The organism is Candidatus Amarolinea aalborgensis (assembly GCF_900491745.1).
In the GTDB taxonomy this organism is placed as follows: Bacteria; Chloroflexota; Anaerolineae; order SSC4; family Amarolineaceae; genus Amarolinea; species Amarolinea aalborgensis.
The window spans coordinates 69,776-86,458 of the sequence record NZ_UETR01000013.1 but is presented as its reverse complement, the minus strand read 5'-3'; the positions used below and the strand labels follow the sequence as shown (position 1 = coordinate 86,458).

Sequence of the window (16,683 nt, the reverse complement as noted above, 5' to 3'; positions counted from 1 at the left end):
CTTGATTGACTCCTTTTTTACCGTGGCTTTTCGTCGAGACTCAAAGTTTTCCCCGACGCCACACGCTGCGCTTGCCCATGGCGGTACAACGTCACGCTGCCCTGACCGTAGACGGTCCACGTACCCTCAGGCCCATCGTTGATCAGCCCCGTGCGTTCATCTATGCCAATCAGCACAGCCTGCGGAAGCAGGCTGCTCAGGCGCGGCGCCCAACGCTGACCAAAGGTGTCATGATGGGGCAGCACGCACGCGTTGGGCGCCAGGGCGAGGCCCTGCTCGACAACGCCGCGCTGAGGATCGTAGTAGAACTGGCACATGACCATCGCGCCCGCGCTGCTGCCGGCAATGACCGCGCCGGCGGCATGGGCTTCCAGCGCGGCCTGCCAGGCCAGGCTGCCCTGCAAGGTTTGCCCCAGGTAATGCGTAAAGCCGCCGAGCAGATAGATCAATCGCGCCGCGGCCAGCATCGCCGCCACGCCCGGCTCGTTGGCCGAGGCGCGGTCAAGCAGCGGGGCGATGTGCACCTGGCGCGCGCCCAGGCTGGCAAACCAGCGCCGCCCGTTTTGCCCGGCTCGTTCATGATTGTGATCTGGCGCCGCGGCCGTGGGGATGATGACGATGGACGCCTCTGGCCCGCCCGCCAACGCCAGCGCGCGGCGGTCCGGCTCAGCCATGCGCCCGCCAAACTCAGCGCCGCCTTCTAGCAGCAAGTATCCCACGCAAAAGCTCCTTACAACTCACACATCAGCAGCGGAATCTCCATCTCCGCCGGCGTCAGGCCGCCGTGATGGCCCCAGAATTTCTGCTCGAAGCGGTCCTTCTCGTACCAAAAAACAGCTTCGCCCGCGAACGGCAGGATGACCAGGTTGCCCACGCGCGCCAGAAAGACGGGCGAGGGGGACAGCGGGCCGAAGTAACCGGCCGCGATCAGATCGGCGGTTTTGTGAACTTCGGCGCGGCCCGCCAGGCGCGCGGCGAGAAACGCCTGCGCCTCATCCAGCCGCTCATCGTGGATCGCCAGGAAGAGGTCGCGCGCCGACCCAGCCGGCGCCAAAGGCCAGTTTTGGCGGTTGTGCTTGAGAAACCGATCAAGGCCGGCAAACTCCCGGCGCTGGTTGAGATAGATCGTCTTGTCGGGGTTGACGTCCACCTGACCATGATCGGCGGTCAGCATGAGCAGAGTGCGCCCCTGGCGTCCACGTACGCGGCGAAAGAACTGGCGTTCGAGGACGGACAGAAAGGTGTCAATCTCCGCCTCGGTCTGCGCTGCCGTTGGGCCATGCCGATGACAGATCGCATCAATTTCATCATAATAGAGGAAAATGTAGGTCGGTCCCTGGCGGTCGGCCAGCGCCTGCGTCAGGTTGACCATCCCCTGCGTGATCGTCTTGAACGGCTGCGCAGAAGCGCCGGCCAGCATATGGTTTGAGTAGGTTGACGGCGTGATGGAGACGTGCTGAAAAACCAGCGACTTGACTCCAGCCGCGGCCAGGGCCTGGTAGACGGTGCGCGTCGGAAACAACTGCGCGGCCGTGATCCCTGTTTTCTGCAGGGTATTCGGCGCCTCATCGCCAGCAAAGGAAAAGAGCAGGGGCGCGATGATCGTGTCCAGCAGTGGTTCATAGTAGAACCATTCGTAGACCCCGCTGACCGCGACGGGGAGGCCGCTGTGAATGGTGGTGACGTGCGCGGCTGTCGTGGACGGGAACTGCGACGTAATCTTGGCGACGCGACCTTGCTGCACAAAGCGCTGCAAGGCCGGATAGTCTGAAGCTGTCTTTTCGAAAAAGCGCCAACCGAAGCTATCCACGAACAAGAAGATGATGGTATCGTAGCGATCGGCCAGCCCATCGAGTAGGTCGGACGCCAGGGCCGCCTGACCATCGCCAGTCAGCAGGCGGTGCAGGGTGGATGGCAGATCCGCAAAGCAGCGGCCGCCATACTGTGGTTTGATGAAGGGCGATGCGGTGCTCATGGTCATTGATCTCCGTGCATCTCAAACCAGGGATTGACAGAGGCCTGCACGAACCCGACTTGGCTAGTTTTCTGCAGGCGACTGACCCGAAAATAGCCCTGTGGCGCAATTCGCCGGATTGCAGCGCCCCGCGCCACAAAGGCAAGCCAGCGGCTTGCGCTACATTATATTCTGTGGCGCAATCCGCCGGATTGCAGCGCCCTGCGCATGGGCGACTGATATGAAAGGTCGCTACTTGAGCGCAATCTGCGCGGCTTCGTGGGGAAACTTGCCGACGGCAGAAGCAAAGAATGAGCGAATGGAAACCATATCAGCCTCCAAGTCGCCGGTGGGCGTCACCACTGGCCCAAAGCCAACGACTTTGCGCCCATAATCCATGGCAACCAATGCCATCGGCACCTGCGCGCCCCTGGCGATGTGGTAAAATCCGCTCTTCCACGTCTTCAACTTCTTACGTGAGCCTTCCGGCGGGACAACCAGGACCAGCTTTTCGTGAGCATGAAAAACATCCACCAACTGATCCACCAGCCCATTAGCCTGTCTGCGGTCTACCGGGATGCCGCCCAACCAGCGAAACAGGCCGCCCAGGGGCGGCTTGAACAGGGTGTGCTTGCCGAGCCAGAACATCTCGATCCCGACCGTCAAGACAACGCCCAGCATGACCAGGAAATCCCAATTGGAGGTGTGGGGCGCGCCCACAATCACGTACTTGGGCAACGCGGGCGGCTGTCCTTCGATCCGCCAGCCGGCCCGGCGCATCATAAAGGTGGCCGGGCGGCTCAGCACGCCCATCAAAAAACGGTTTTCAAACAAGGTTCGCTGCATGGAAGAGATTCCTTCTTATGTAATGAGTCAGTATAGCACGCGCCGTGTCACCCCACAAATCCGTCACTCGAAGTCACAAAACCACCAAGCCACGAAGTTGAATCAGCGAGGGGTAAGATATCCGTTCCTGTTGCATTCAGCATTGAATTATGTTACACTAGGCCAGCCATGTCCCCACACGTGGTGTCGCTGTTTCTGGTCTTGCCTTTGTAGGGAAGATCGCACTGTCAGCAGGAGGTTTCAGATGCTTCAGCTTGCTTGTCGTGATTTGGGAATGGATTGTGATCATGTCGTACATGGCGAATCTGCGTCAGAAGTAAAACAGAAAGCCATGGTGCATGCCGCCGAAGTGCATGCGGAGGTACTCAAGACGATGTCGTCGCCGGAGCAGCTTGCCGCTATGGACCAGCTCATCGAAGCGAAGATTAGATAACATCCCGGCAAGTTTGAGAATAACAGAAGAGGCGGCCCTGGGGCTGCCTCTTCTGTTGTCGAAAGTGGGCCTGCATCACCCAAACTGTCGTGACGCCAGGTTTTTTGACGCCAGTCGCGGAAGGCGCTACCATGAGGCAGGCGTATCGCCTCGCGGCGAACCACATCTTTTGCACGCCGAGCATTGTATGACAAGTAGACTCTTGCAGGCCATTGCCCTGAACACCTTGCTTGCGATTTTATTCTCCGCAGCTCTACCCCAGGCTGATCTAGCCCCGATCGCGCCGGCTAGTTCTGGCGCGTGGCAATGCTGGCCCCCCAGCCAGGCCAATCCGTGCCGCCACCACTTGGCCGGTGTCACCCTGCTGTCGGCGAACGACGGTTGGGCGGTCGGAGGCATGACGGGCCACGGCGCGATTCTCCATTGGAACGGCATCGCCTGGAGCGACGTGCCGAACCCTGCCAATGGCAGCCTGACTGCCGTGGACATGCTTTCACCCCACGATGCGTGGGCTGTGGGCGACCAGGGCGATATGCTGCACTGGGACGGGCAAACCTGGACGCAGCACCCTCCCGCGAACACGCTGCGCCTGGCCTCGGTCAGCATGATCGCGAGCGACGACGTGTGGGCCGTTGGTTATGTGTTTTGGCAACGCTATTGGGCGGTGGTGGTGCACTGGGATGGCGCGTCGTGGACCGACAGCACGGTGGCCGGGGTCAATCAAAAGCTGACGGCAGTGGATATGCTTTCCGCCGCCAACGGTTGGGCGGTTGGCAACCAGGGCACGATCCTGCGCTGGGACGGCAATAAGTGGACGCCCGTTGCCAGCCCCCTGGCCGCTTCGCTCAAGGCCGTGGATATGCTTTCGCCAACCGACGGTTGGGCCGTGGGCGCGGAAGGCGCGATCTTGCACTGGAACGGCGTGCTGTGGACGCAGGCAAGCAGTCCGACGAATGCAGATTTGACCTCGCTCTCGATGCTGAGTGCGGCTGACGGCTGGGCCGCGGGCAGCGGCGGCGTGCTGCTCCATTGGGACGGCGCGGCCTGGCTGGTCGCACCAAGCCCAACCACAGGGGGACTGCTCGGGATTGACGTTCTGCCGGGGGGCAGCGGTTGGGCGGTCGGCAGCGGCGGCACGCGGCTCCAGTGGAACGGCCGCGCGTGGACAGCGCCGGCCGGCGAGGCGGCGGTGGATAATCTGCGCGCGGTGGACATGCTGACGGTCAATGACGGCTGGGCCGTGGGCGATGCCGGCGCCATCCTGCACTGGAATGGGCTGGACTGGGCGCGCGTCGCCGGGCCAGCAACGGCGGCCCTGCGCGGCGTCCACATGCTGGCAGCCAATGACGGCTGGGCGGTGGGCGACGCAGGCGCCACCCTGCACTGGGATGGCGCGTCCTGGGCGCAGATCCCCACGCCGACCACCAAGCAATTGAACGCCGTCGCCATGCTGTCCGCCAGCGATGGGTGGGCGGTGGGTCAAGAGGGGGTCATCCTGCATTGGGATGGCCAGGCCTGGGCCGTGGTGGCAGGCCCCACTACTCGCCATTTGTTTGCCATTGACATGGTTACGCCAATCGCGGGCTGGGCAGTCGGCGCGCAGAGCACGGCGTTGCAGTGGGATGGTAGCGCCTGGCGCGAGCTGCTCCCGCCTGCAGAGGACGACCTGCGCGCCCTGGACATGCTGTCCGCGTTCGACGGCTGGAGCGTTGGACGCCGCTTTACCATCGCCCATTGGGATGCGCACCGTTGGACTCAGGTGGTCAACCCCAGCAATCTCGACCTGGTTGGCGTGCGCATGTTATCGCCCAGCGATGGCTGGGCGGTCGGCAACTGGGTTGGCGCCAACCATTTCTTCCACTGGAATGGCAGCGGCTGGAACGAAGCGCCCATCCCGCCCAGCTGGACTGTCGCGGCGCTAGATATGGTCTCAGCCACAGACGGATGGGCTGTGGGCGACAACGGCGCCTTGCTGCGCTACATCACACCGCCCGCGTCTGTTTCTTTTTTGCCTGTCATCCGGCGTTAGCCGAACAGCGGCCTCACGGGCGCAGGCTGGCGCTCAGGCGCATCGGAAAACGGAGCAAGTCCAGCCCGTCGTGCGCATGACGCACGACGATTGTTGCGGCAGCCAACGCATCCGGCGCCAGGCCCTCATCGCCCAGCACGGCGATGCCCAGGCGCGCGGCGCGCAGCATGGCGGCGTCATTGGTGCCGTTGCCCATGGCCACGACCTGGGATGCCCCCAAGGCCTGCACAAAGTCCGCCTTCTGCGGGCCGCCTGGCCCAGCGGCCAGTACATGCAGCTCCACGTCCAGTTTCTGCGCCGCCTGCTGCGCGCTGCCGTGCGTATCCGCGGTGAGAAGATGAATCGTCAGCTGGGATTTCAGGGCCGCGATGCGTTTGGCGATGCCTGAGAGCAAGACGCCATCACAGGCCAGGGTGCCATTGAGATCAAGCACCAGATGCGCCAACTGCCACGGCTCGCCGCCAGGGATTTTGACTTCGATCATAACCAACCTCCTATCGAGAATGACTCTGCTCGCCAGGCGCGTCTAACGCGCCAGGCGCGTCTAACGCGCCAGGCGCGTCTAACGCGCCTGGCGCGTCTAACGCGCCAGGCGCGGCGGAACGAGTGGATGCCTGGGTCGCATGTGGACGCGTCCGGCCTGCCAGAGGCCGACGGCCGCGGTGCTGCCAAACGCCAACGCGTACAAGGCCAGGAAGGGCGCCGCGCCCAGGCTGTGACGCCAAACAGCCACAACCACCGCTGTCAGCGCGTACAGGGCTAACACGATCTCGCCGGCGGTCGTCCAGTCGAGACCCAGCGCGTACGGGCTGTTTGCCCAGGCATCGGCCTGCTGCTTGACATGGAATTTGGGGGTGCGGCGGAATGCGCCCCCGCGACCGATCAGCCCTTCGATGACCGCCTGCGTACCATTGAGCGCGAGGCCGATGCCCAACAGCATGAGGCCGGGGAAATAGGCGAAGCGGCGTAACCACCCGCCCGGCTGATCGGCGTAGAGATGGCGCTGCGCAAGGGCAAAGAGCAGCGGCGGCCCCAGGCTGGCCCATCCAAACAGCCCCACCGATGGCTGCGTCGCTGGGCCTAACCACAGCATCGGCAGGGACAAGAGCAGCACCAGCACCAGCAGTGGATGCACCGCGTAGCCGCTCAAATGGAGCAGGCCCAAAATCCGTGTCCTCAAGGGCGACCGTGTCGGCTGCCCGTGTGGGGTGGATGGTCTCGAACCCCATGCGACCCGCTTCCACAACTTGCGCAGGGTCTGCACGGAGCCTTTGGCCCAGCGAAACTGCTGGCGCTTGAAGGCCAGCAGCTGCGGAGGCAGTTCCGCGGGCACGCCAATCTCAGGCCGATAGATGCCGCGCCAGCCGAGCAGTTGGGCGCGGTAGCTCAGGTCCAAGTCTTCACACAGGGTGTCGGCCTGCCAACCGCCGGCGGCCTCGATGCAGGCGCGCCGCCAGATGCCGGCCGTGCCGTTGAAGCTGATGAACGCGCCCAGCTGCTGCCGTGCGGTTTGCTCAATGACGAAGTGACCGTCCAGCGCCAACGCCTGCGCGCCCGTGAGGCCTGAATAGGTGGCATTCAGGTGCGCCCAGCGCGCCTGCACGAAGCCGGCGTTGGGATCAGCCAGCAAGTGAGGCAGCGCCCGTTTGAGAAAATCGGGCGGCGGCACAAAATCGGCGTCGAAGATCGCGACGAAATGAGCCCCGGTCTGCGCCAGGCCGGCCGCCAGCGCGCCAGCCTTGTAGCCGCGACGGTCGTCGCGGTGCAGATACGTCACTTGAAACCCACGCGCCTGTAAGCGCCGCACCTCAGCCTTCAGCAGGACGGTCGTTTCGTCAGTCGAGTCGTCAAGCACCTGGATATGCAGCGCCTGGCGTGGATAGTTCAGCGCGGCGACGGCCGCCAGCAGTCGGCGACCAACATGCAATTCATTGAAAATCGGGAGCTGCACCGTGACCATCGGCCACGAAGGCGGGGCCGCGGGGGCCGGCTGCACCTGCGCACGGCGCCAAAAAACCAGGCTGAAGAACAGCGCCTGTACGCTGTAGAGCAAAAGCCACGCCACGGCAACCGTGTACAACACCGTGAGTCCGCGAACAAGAAAAACAGTCATGATGTAAGTTAATCGAACCTCGAACAAGAATAAGTGCGACGCACAAGTCATGCGTCGCACCCGGATGCAATTTTTCGATTCAGATGGCAGACATCACTCGGTGCGCGATGCCCCTGTGGACGTTACACGAGGCGCGACCGGTTCCACCAGGCAAACAGCGTACGCCACCCGACGAGTAGAACTGCCACGACCCCGAACGTGACCAGGGCAAAGGTGAGAATGATCTCCCGCTGCAGCCAGGCCGAGCGGATGAAGAGGCCTAGCACGCAGGCCGCAATCCAGGCAATCAGCGACTGTGCAGCCATGGGCAGCGGTTGCGTCAACAGCGCGGGCCGATACGCGCCCAGCACTGGGGCCACCGCCAACCAGGCGAGCAAGAAGGGCGCGGCCGTCTGTGCGATACCCAACAGGGGCAGCGATTCCGCGTGACTGGCGCGCCCCACGGTGGCAAAGAGCAAGAAAACAAGCACATCCACCACAACCAGGACGACCAACTTGCGCCCCACCGGCGCGGCGGTGGTTGGCGTTGACTTTGCTTTTTGTTTGACAGAAGCCTGTTTCACACGATCTCCTATCCTCAAGCGGCGTGGATGGCGCTGCCATGTCTCCCATGGCTGCCATGTTCCCTGCCCGATCTATCGCATCGGTGTAGAAAGCGCCGCCGAATGTTCCCTGTGATGTTACCACACGGGCGGTCAAAATTCAAACCGGTGCAGGCTGGCGCAGCAGTTCCGCGCGCATAACCCGTTGGGGACCAGGAGGTTGGCTCATGTACAAGGGCTCGCCCAGGATCACGAGTTCGTAGCGACCAGGTTGATTGGGTGCGGTGATCTCGGTGGGCAGGGAGAACGCCTCAGCGGGCAGGGGTTGCTTCTATTGGGGCAGCGCGGGGCGGCGCTGCCTCCAGAAAGGTGAATGACCTTTGGACAGCCTGCCAGATTGCATCAATATCGGGTCGCGTGGCGACGAGGACATCCTCCATCGGATACAGCGTGAAGCGATAGATATGATCGGCGTGAACTACAAAAACTTCCCACACCAACCCTGCTTCACCGAACACGTTCTTAACCATCTCAGCGGGTTCTCCGCCAATGGTGGTGGCCTCACGGACGATTGGCGGCGATGACTGGCCCGCTGACTTTAGGAACTCATCCACTACTTGCGTCACCGTGCGTCCCAGCGCCAAGCCTGGCTCCATCAGCGAGAGTGCGCCGCCCGGCGAGTCGGCTGTAGGCGGCCCGTAAAAAGCCACATGGTAACCCGGCTGGACATCACCAACCGTGAAACGGGCCGGGTACAACAGGCAGTATTGAGCGACCGGATCGAAATACACTTTGAGTGTTACGTCACCGGACGCGCACCCGAGGGCTGGCTTGCGCGTGGATACTGCGGCCAGTGTTGCGCCAGTTGCGACCGGTGCGGTCGGCGCAGACTGGGTTGCGGTTGACACCGTATGCGTCGCGGTCTCGTGCGGCACGGTACCAGATGGAGTCCCAGTACACGCCGCCAACAGAACGATCGCCAGCAGGCTTATTGCAGCTTTGAGCGGTATGCGCATCGTCAGTCTCCTACCAAAGAAAGGTTGCAGGAGCGTGCCGAATATTTCCAATGCCATTCTCGGCACTCGCCGCGCCTCTGTGGTGAAAATGGGTGTTCAGCACACGCTTGGGAATGAGAATTTTCTAACTCTCCAGTTCCGGGCGAATTCTGAGCATATAGACAGCACCAAAGCGAACACTTACATAATTCTCATTCCTTAGTATCGAGGGTGCCTCGTTTGACCCCTCACCGACCCATCGTGCCACAGACTACGCCGTTGGAGTTCAGGTTGGCGCTGGGATAATAGCCGTTGGGCACGAAACCCACCATCCCAGTCAGATCAACGGGAGTTGATGGGCTGTCAACGTACTGGCCTATCTGAACATGAAAATGCAAGTGAGGCCCAGTCGTGGTACCGGTGTTGCCTGAGTTGCCAACATAAGCTCCGAGAACGATCCCAGCCCCCACATATGCTAGCCCGCTTATCGCGGATAGGTGGGCATAGTAGGAGCTTAAGTTATCAGACCGGATGAGCTTGACAAGAAAACCGAAGCCAGAGTTGTCCCAGCCAGAGATCGCCACCGTGCCAGCCGCGGCAGCGTAAACCCCTGAACCAACGGTCATCGGGATATCGAGAGCGTCGTATTCCCCCTGATGCAGGGAATGAACAAGCTTATCGCACCTGGCGGAGCGCGGACTGCCGTTCAATTTGAGTACCGGTGACCACCAGTTCGTTCCAAGCGCTAAAGGACGAAAGACCATTAACGCCATTCCAGGCACTTTGGAGACGCTGCTCCCGCTGGCCGCACCAGGTTCCTGCTGTTCTGGCGGAGGGAGCGTGCCGGGCTGGAATTTCTCGCCGTAAATCTCGCGCAGCGCACGGGGCGCTTTACCGCCAAACTTCAGCGACGACACCATATGACCATAAATCATGGCCTCATGCAGTGTCGCTGAATCGCCGAAGTTGGCCCACACAAACCACACTAAGTTCCCCTGACGGATGTTGGTATACTGGTATTCAGTGAGTGGTGATGTGCCACGCACATAGAACGCGTCAGATGCGCTGACCTTCAAGTTCTTTTTCGCAGACGTCTTGATCTTGTCTGTTGAGAACTGTGTGGGGTAGCGATCCGTCCACTCCGTAAGACTGGCTTCGGTCTCGATCTCATAAAGGTATTGCCCGATCACAATTTGATGATATTGTGTACCGGTTTCATTCGGGGTCCCGTTGGAAAAGATCAGGGCTTCGCTGATTACATCAGGCCTATCGGTTCTCGGTTGGACGACCCAATCGGCAGGATAGTGGATTGTGAAGTCAAAGCGCGCATCGGTGTAGGTCTTCCACTGCGTGGCATCGATGATACTCGAATCAACAGACGTGGGATCGGGGAGATTGGTTCCCGGCCCCCCCTCTGCGGCAAATGTCACACTCGCCGCCTTGAGCAGCACCAGAAAGACCAGGATCAGTGCGATGCCACGAAACCGTCTGTGATACATATCGAGCCTCCGAACTACGATACTCGTCGGATTCTCCGACGGCGCGCACATATCGTATCACAAGGGGGGGGGGGGCATGTCAAATCTAGGTGGCTGCGACAGTGGGGAGCATGATTGTGGGGCGTGGAACGGGCGTGCCACTGCTTGCGCCAGCAAGGGCTGGCCGTGACCGAACCCCAGGTGGAGCAGGCGGTGACGCAAAGTGGTTGGCGGCACTTGCAACAGGCGCCGGCTGCGCGCTACGACCTGAGCGGGCCAACGCTACGCCTGCGGGAGAACTGGCTGGTAGGACAGATATTGGGGCAAGTCCGGGAACTGCTTGGGCGCCTGGAAGCGGGTCATGCGCTGCCGACCTGGTGCAGAATGCCGGCACCGACCCTGCGTCAATTGAAGTACGCGTAGGAGAGAAGACCGTGGCGCACATCCGTAGCCGTGACCAGGCAGACATCCAGAGTCTGCTAGACTCCAAAGTTGCTCTGAATGCGCTGTTCTCGGCCTCGTCTCACAACGGGACCTTGCGGCTCAGCCTTGTGGATCTGGAATCATAGTGATAGTGAGCAGCACAACCACCAAGGCCGAAAATCTGTCGGAGCCACTGATCTTGCACCGTTGTTGAAAGCGTAGAACATTCTCACCGTGCACTCCTTCTCTGGCAAATCGCGCTTTAGCCTGATCGGTCTTACGCTAGATCAAGCAAAAGCGGGCCTGCGCAGATGGTTCTGATTTTGTCTACCAGGCACATCTGTGTTGTGATTTGGTTAATCACCCTATCGGGTGATTGACCAAAAGGAGCATATCGTGAGCGACTGGCGAGCAAGCCCTTCCCTGGAAGTGTTCACCGATTGTGTCTACGAGCTGAACATCCTGGCCCAGGCGGCCGCGGATCTGGAGGACGGCTGGCCGCACCACATTGCGTTGTTGGGAGTTACTGCGCAAGCTGGCCGGACGAACCGTGCCCGGCGCCTACCTGGGCCAGACCGGCCCGATCCCCATGCCGGCCTTCACACGCATCGAGCCGTACCGGTCGCCGGACGGTCAGACCGAGATCGACGCGCTGGCCGAAAACGGCGAACGATGGGCGGTCGAAGTCAAGTGGCGGCAGAAGCGGGTCGGTCGCCGTGAGCTCGAGCAACTGCTGGCGGCAGCCGCCGACCTGAACGCGCGTGCCTGGTGTGTCTCGCAGGCTGGCTTCACACCCGACGCTCTGACCTTCGCCGCAGAAAAGGGCGTCCTGATCAGCAATGCCGAGGGTCTGGCGGCGCTGACGAAGCTGATCAGCTAATTCGACGCCCAAAGGCCACACCGCTCCATCTTGGTTTGATCTCTGTCGGCGGGCCGACTTGGGGCGATGAAGACCCCTTTACCGGTTGAAAGGCTCCATCCCGCGCTGCGCGCTGCGGAATGGTCTTGACAGCCAATCCGCTCGCCTCTATAATTTGGTCGAACTGACTACCTCCGATCCCTCGGCTATCATTTCCTCGCGCGGAGTGGTGTCATGTCCGATTTGTTTGCCCCCTTTGCCCTGCCGGTTCGCACCTGGTTTCGTGAGACCTTCCCTGCGCCCACCTCGCCGCAGGCGGCCGCCTGGCCGGTCATCCAACGCGGCGACCATACCCTGATCCTGGCCCCCACCGGTTCGGGCAAGACGCTGGCTGCGTTCCTGTGGGGCATCAACCAGATTGGAACCAGCCTGGCGCCGCCGGCCGCCGGCGACGAGATCAGCCGCCCGCGCCTGCCCGACGGCGTGCAACTGCTCTACATCTCGCCGCTCAAAGCCCTGAACAACGACATCGAGCGCAACCTGCACGCACCCCTGACCGGCATCCGCGCCGCAGCGCAGCGCCTGGGCGCACCCTGGCCCGACATCCGCGTCGCCGTGCGCACCGGCGACACCTCCACCCAGGCCCGCGCCCTGATCGTCAAACGACCGCCGTCCATTCTGATTACCACGCCCGAATCGCTCTACCTGCTGCTAACCAGCCCACGCGCCCGCGACATCTTGCGCACAGTGCGCACGCTGATCGTAGACGAAATCCACACCCTCTGCGGCAACAAACGCGGCGCCCACCTGGCCCTCAGCCTGGAACGGCTGCAGCACCTGGCCGGCCATCCCATCCAGCGCATCGGCCTCTCCGCGACGATCAAGCCGCTCGACGAGGCGGCGCGTTTCCTGGGCGGCCAGGTGGAAACCGCAGACCCAACCGCGCCCGCGCACAGCTACACGCCGCGGCCCGTCACCGTCATTGACACCGGCTATCGCAAAGCCCTCGACCTGGCGGTCATCACCCCGGTCGCCGAGTTTCGCGCCATGCCCGGCGATTCCATCTGGCCGTCGGTCATTCCCCAGGTGCTGCAGGACATTCTGCGCCACCGCAGCACCCTCATCTTCTGCAACAACCGCCGCCTGGCCGAGCGCACCGCCGACCGCCTCAACGCGCAGATCGAAGCCGAGATGGCCGAAGAAATCCCGCCCGGCAGCTCCGAAGCCCTCGCGCCCGGCGGCGTGATGCGCGGCCGCGGCATCTTCGCCATCGGCGCGCAAGGCCCCATCCGCGCGCACCACGGCAGCATGTCCAAAGAAGCGCGCCGTGAGATGGAAGAGGCGCTCAAAGCCGGCCGCCTGCCCGCGTTGGTCGGCACCAGCTCCCTGGAACTGGGCATTGACATCGGCGCCGTGGACCTGGTAGTGCAGTTACAGTCGCCCAAGAGCGTCAGCCAGGCCTTGCAGCGCGTGGGCCGCGCCGGCCACCTGGTCGGCCAAACCAGCAAAGGGCGCATCTACGCCACCTTTCGCGAAGACATCATCGAGGCCGCGGCCGTCGTGCGCGGCATGTTGGATGGCGACGTAGAGCCGACGCACACCCCGTCCAATCCGCTGGATGTGCTGGCGCAGCAGATCGTCGCCCTCGTGGCGCAGGACGACTGGGATGTCAACGCGCTGCTGGCCCTGGTGCGCCGCGCGTATCCGTTTGCGCAGTTGACCCGCCGCGCGTTCGAGGCCGTGCTCGACATGCTCTCCGGCGGCTTCGCGCAGCGCGACGGGCTGACCGTCCTGCGCGCCCGCATCGCCTGGGATCGGATCAATCAGCGCCTGCTGGCCCTGCCCGGCGCCCGGCTGCTGGCGGTGTCCAACGCCGGCACGATCTCCGATCGTGGCGCGTTCAGCGTCTACCTGGCCGATGGCAAGACCCGCATCGGCGAGCTAGACGAGGAGTTCGTCTTCGAGACGCGGCCCGGCGATGCCTTCCTGCTCGGCAGCCAGACCTGGCGCGTGCTGGGCATCGAGGATGATCGCATCGTCGTGGGCGAGGCCGCCGGCGCGCTGCCCCGCATGCCCTTCTGGCGCGGAGATTACCCCTGGCGGCCCTACGAGTTGGGGCTGCGCATCGGCCAACTGCGCCGCGCCATCGCAGAGCGCCTGGCCGCCGACAGCGCGCAGGCCGCGGCCAGCGAGCAGTGGCTGCGCCAGGAATTTCGCCTGGATGCCAACTCCGCGCGCCAACTGCTCGACGGCGTGCGTCGCCAACTGGAGAACGCCGGCGTCATCGCCAGCGATCGCACCGTAGTAGTCGAAACCTTTACCGACGCCATCGGCGACCAGCGCATGGTCATCCAGGCGCCCTTCGGCGGACGCATCAACGGCGCGTGGGCGCTGGCCCTGAGCAGCGCCCTGCGCGAACGGCTGCGCTTTGGCGTGGAGGTGCAGGCCAATGACGACGGCATCCTCTTCCGCTTTCCCTCGACCACCCAGAGCATCCCCGTGGACATCGTGCGCATGCGCGCGGCCGAGGCCCAGCGCCGCATCGTCGCCGAACTGCCTGATTCGGCCGTCTTTGGCGCGCATTTCCGTATGAACGCGGCGCGCGCCATGCTGCTGCCCAAAGCGCAGGGACGCAAGCGCACCCCCTTCTGGCTGCAGCGCCTCAAAGCCCGCGACCTCCTCGCCGCCACGCGCCAACTGTCCGACTTCCCCATCGTCATCGAGACCTACCGCGAGTGCCTGCAAGATGTCTTCGACATGCCGCACCTGGCCGAAGTGCTGACCGCAATCGAGGACGGCCGCATCGAAGTCGTCGCCGTCGAATCCGTCGCGCCTTCGCCCGTCGCCGCCAGCCTGCTCTTCAACTTCATCAGCGTTTACATGTACGAATGGGACGCGCCCAAAGCCGAGCGCCAGTTGCAGGCGTTGGCCTGGCGCAGCGATTTGCTCGATGACCTCCTGCAAAGCAGCGAGATCGCGCGCCTGCTCAAGCCCCAAGCCATCGCCGCGGTCACCGCGCAGGCGCAGCACACCGCGCCCGGCTTTCAGGCGCGCACAGCCGAAGAACTGGCGGTCTATCTGCACGAGGTGGGCGACCTGACCACGGTCGAGGCGTTGGCCCGCGCCACCGGGGATGCCGCGGCCTGGCTGGCGCAGTTGGCCGGCCAGGGCCGCATCGTGGAGATCAACGTGCCCACCGCGCACGGGTCAGAGCCGCGCTGGATTCCGCAGGAACTGGCGGCCGAATACCCAACTGCGCCCGCGCAGCCAGGCAGCGCAGGAGAGGCGGCTGGCTTTCCCGGCGCGTCCACCATCTTGCGCCGCTTTCTGCGTCACAGCGGCCCTGTCAGCCGCGCCGACATCCTGGCCCGCTACGCCTTTGCCGCAGCCTGGCTGGATGACGAGCTCGCGCGCCTGGTCGCCAGCCGCGACGTCGTGCAGGCGAATTTCCGCGCGCCAGACGCTGAAGAGGGCGGATCTGGAGACTTGCAGTTGCTCGACCGCCGCAACCTGGCCTCGATGCACCGGCGCACGTTGACCCTGCTGCGCCGCGAAGTGCAGCCCGTGCCCCTGGCCGCGTACAGCGACTTCCTTCTGCGCTGGCAGCACGTTCACCCCACGGCGCGGCTGGCTGGCGCGGCCGGCCTGCGCACGATCATGCAGCAGTTGCAGGGATGCGAAGCGCCGGCCGTAGCCTGGACGCGCGACCTCCTGCCCGCGCGTGTGGCCGATTTTGACCCGGTGGATCTGGACCGCCTCTGCCAGGCTGGGGAGTGGGCCTGGTTGCTGGCCGGGCAAGAGGCGCGGCGCGCACGCGCGCGCTTCCTGGCGCGCGGCGAGGGGCGGCTTTTCCTGGCCGATGCAGGCAACCCACCCATGAAGGAAGCGAGCGCAGCCGTTTACACCTTCTTGAAGCAAGAAGGCGCCTCCTTCCTGGCCGACATCCAAAGCGGGCTGGGCCTGGCCGCTGCGGCCGTGCACGCTGCTCTGATTGAGCTGGCGTTGGCCGGCCTGGCGACGAATGACACCCTGGCCGCGCTGCAAACGCTGCTGCACACTAATCAGCCGCCTCCAGCAGCGCCGCCGGTCAGCGCGCTGGAAGCGGAATTGGCCGCACGTCGCGGCCCGCGGCCTGTGGCGCCGGGGCAGCGTCCCGCTCGCGCGACCCTGCAGCGGGCGCGGCAGCAGGTAGGGCAGCGCTTGCAGCGCAGCGAAGATGCCACGGCCTGGCCGGGGCGCTGGGTCATCGCCCAGCGCGCCGCGCTCCTCGGCCCGCCGCTGACCGATGAAGCCCGCGCCGACCGCCTTGCGCGCGTCATGTTGGCGCGCGAGGGCGTCATCCTGCGTGAGCGGCTGGACGCGGGCGCCTGGTCGCTCATCTACCCCGTCCTGCAGCGACTGGAGCTGCGCGGCGAGGTGCGCCGCGGCTACTTCGTCAGCGGCTTATCGGGCATCCAATATGCGCAGCCAGAGGCAGTCGAACAATTGCGCGCAGCCGCGACCGCGCCTGACGATGACGCCTTGATCGTCATCAACGCCAGCGATCCGGCCAATGTGTGGAGCGGCGAAACAGGCGATGAGGCGTGGCGGGTGGCGCAGTTGCCATCAACTCACCTGGTGCTCAGCCGCGGGCAACCCGTGCTTGTGGCTGAGGACAACGGCGAACGCCTGCGCACGGCCGCAGACGCCACCCCGGACCAGGTACGCCGCGCGGTTAGCGCGTACCTGACCCGGCCCTTTGCCCTGCGCCGGGTGCAGGTGAACGCCTGGAATGGCGCGCCGATCCTGGGCAGCGCGGGGCAGGTCATCCTGCAGGCGCTTGGATTCCAGCGTCTGCCCGCGGGCATGGAATGGTGGGCCGGTCGTTGATCGGACGCGCGTCGCCTGCACGACAATGTGGTGTTGGGGCATTAACTGGACGAGCCAGAACCGAATGGTTCACGCCAAGGCGCACAGAGCGCCAAGAAGAAAAACCTTTGCGAGCTTTGCGGCTTGGCGTGAGATCTTCTGG

Annotated in this window: 13 protein-coding genes; 5 read left to right on the top strand and 8 right to left on the bottom strand. The window is 63.8% G+C overall.

Annotation, left to right across the window (positions count from 1 at the left end):
* Positions 1–17 precede the first annotated feature (17 nt).
* The 3 genes from ACPQ6D_RS16035 to ACPQ6D_RS16025 all read right to left on the bottom strand — a co-directional run bounded on the left by ACPQ6D_RS16035 (position 18) and on the right by ACPQ6D_RS16025 (position 2,800).
* The gene (locus tag ACPQ6D_RS16035) at positions 18–719 is read right to left on the bottom strand and encodes a cyanophycinase (protein WP_423225355.1); all 702 of its coding nucleotides are present in this window, start codon (positions 717–719) and stop codon (positions 18–20) included.
* Between the two features lie 11 nt (positions 720–730).
* Positions 731–1,975, bottom strand: coding sequence for an alkaline phosphatase family protein (locus ACPQ6D_RS16030; protein ID WP_423225354.1), 1,245 nt, complete (start codon positions 1,973–1,975; stop codon positions 731–733).
* A 231-nt stretch (positions 1,976–2,206) separates the two neighbouring features.
* Positions 2,207–2,800, bottom strand: coding sequence for a lysophospholipid acyltransferase family protein (locus tag ACPQ6D_RS16025; protein WP_423225353.1), 594 nt, complete (start codon positions 2,798–2,800; stop codon positions 2,207–2,209).
* Between the two features lie 244 nt (positions 2,801–3,044).
* Between ACPQ6D_RS16025 and ACPQ6D_RS16020 the strand changes: the two genes are divergently transcribed.
* Both ACPQ6D_RS16020 and ACPQ6D_RS16015 read left to right on the top strand, forming a co-directional pair.
* A complete protein-coding gene (locus ACPQ6D_RS16020; protein ID WP_423225352.1) occupies positions 3,045–3,233 on the top strand; it encodes a DUF1059 domain-containing protein in 189 nt (62 codons plus the stop codon).
* A 187-nt stretch (positions 3,234–3,420) separates the two neighbouring features.
* On the top strand, positions 3,421–5,262 hold the full coding sequence (locus tag ACPQ6D_RS16015; protein ID WP_423225351.1) for a WD40/YVTN/BNR-like repeat-containing protein: 1,842 nt from the start codon (positions 3,421–3,423) through the stop codon (positions 5,260–5,262).
* A 13-nt stretch (positions 5,263–5,275) separates the two neighbouring features.
* On the opposite strand, the gene ACPQ6D_RS16010 is transcribed toward ACPQ6D_RS16015, so the two are convergent.
* From ACPQ6D_RS16010 to ACPQ6D_RS15990, 5 genes are all read right to left on the bottom strand, one after another.
* Positions 5,276–5,746, bottom strand: coding sequence for an HAD family hydrolase (locus ACPQ6D_RS16010; protein ID WP_423225350.1), 471 nt, complete (start codon positions 5,744–5,746; stop codon positions 5,276–5,278).
* 96 nt (positions 5,747–5,842) lie between these two features.
* Positions 5,843–7,345, bottom strand: a complete 1,503-nt coding sequence (locus ACPQ6D_RS16005) for a glycosyltransferase (protein WP_423225349.1) — start codon at positions 7,343–7,345, stop codon at positions 5,843–5,845.
* A gap of 152 nt (positions 7,346–7,497) precedes the next feature.
* Positions 7,498–7,938, bottom strand: a complete 441-nt coding sequence (locus ACPQ6D_RS16000; RefSeq protein ID WP_423225348.1) for a DUF3054 domain-containing protein — start codon at positions 7,936–7,938, stop codon at positions 7,498–7,500.
* Positions 7,939–8,228: 290 nt separating this feature from the next.
* Entirely contained in the window at positions 8,229–8,933 is a 705-nt protein-coding gene (locus tag ACPQ6D_RS15995; RefSeq protein ID WP_423225347.1) for a hypothetical protein, read from the bottom strand.
* A gap of 227 nt (positions 8,934–9,160) precedes the next feature.
* A complete protein-coding gene (locus ACPQ6D_RS15990; protein WP_423225346.1) occupies positions 9,161–10,411 on the bottom strand; it encodes a M23 family metallopeptidase in 1,251 nt (416 codons plus the stop codon).
* A 123-nt stretch (positions 10,412–10,534) separates the two neighbouring features.
* Between ACPQ6D_RS15990 and ACPQ6D_RS15985 the strand changes: the two genes are divergently transcribed.
* From ACPQ6D_RS15985 to ACPQ6D_RS15975, 3 genes are all read left to right on the top strand, one after another.
* A complete protein-coding gene (locus tag ACPQ6D_RS15985; RefSeq protein WP_423225345.1) occupies positions 10,535–10,813 on the top strand; it encodes a hypothetical protein in 279 nt (92 codons plus the stop codon).
* 550 nt (positions 10,814–11,363) lie between these two features.
* Positions 11,364–11,693 carry a restriction endonuclease gene (locus tag ACPQ6D_RS15980; RefSeq protein ID WP_423225344.1) on the top strand — a complete coding sequence of 110 codons (330 nt, stop codon included), beginning with the start codon at positions 11,364–11,366 and terminating at the stop codon, positions 11,691–11,693.
* A 213-nt stretch (positions 11,694–11,906) separates the two neighbouring features.
* On the top strand, positions 11,907–16,541 hold the full coding sequence (locus ACPQ6D_RS15975; protein ID WP_423225343.1) for a DEAD/DEAH box helicase: 4,635 nt from the start codon (positions 11,907–11,909) through the stop codon (positions 16,539–16,541).
* Positions 16,542–16,683: the final 142 nt, after the last annotated feature.

Bases quoted from the DNA above. Each gene is read 5' to 3' on its own strand.
- ACPQ6D_RS16030 (WP_423225354.1), bottom strand. From the start codon at position 1,975: ATGAGCACCGCATCGCCCTTCATCAAACCACAGTATGGCGGCCGCTGC.
- ACPQ6D_RS16020 (WP_423225352.1), top strand. From the start codon at position 3,045: ATGCTTCAGCTTGCTTGTCGTGATTTGGGAATGGATTGTGATCATGTC.
- ACPQ6D_RS15990 (WP_423225346.1), bottom strand. From the start codon at position 10,411: ATGTATCACAGACGGTTTCGTGGCATCGCACTGATCCTGGTCTTTCTG.
- ACPQ6D_RS16025 (WP_423225353.1), bottom strand. From the start codon at position 2,800: ATGCAGCGAACCTTGTTTGAAAACCGTTTTTTGATGGGCGTGCTGAGC.
- ACPQ6D_RS15975 (WP_423225343.1), top strand. From the start codon at position 11,907: ATGTCCGATTTGTTTGCCCCCTTTGCCCTGCCGGTTCGCACCTGGTTT.
- ACPQ6D_RS16010 (WP_423225350.1), bottom strand. From the start codon at position 5,746: ATGATCGAAGTCAAAATCCCTGGCGGCGAGCCGTGGCAGTTGGCGCAT.
- ACPQ6D_RS15995 (WP_423225347.1), bottom strand. From the start codon at position 8,933: ATGCGCATACCGCTCAAAGCTGCAATAAGCCTGCTGGCGATCGTTCTG.
- ACPQ6D_RS16015 (WP_423225351.1), top strand. From the start codon at position 3,421: ATGACAAGTAGACTCTTGCAGGCCATTGCCCTGAACACCTTGCTTGCG.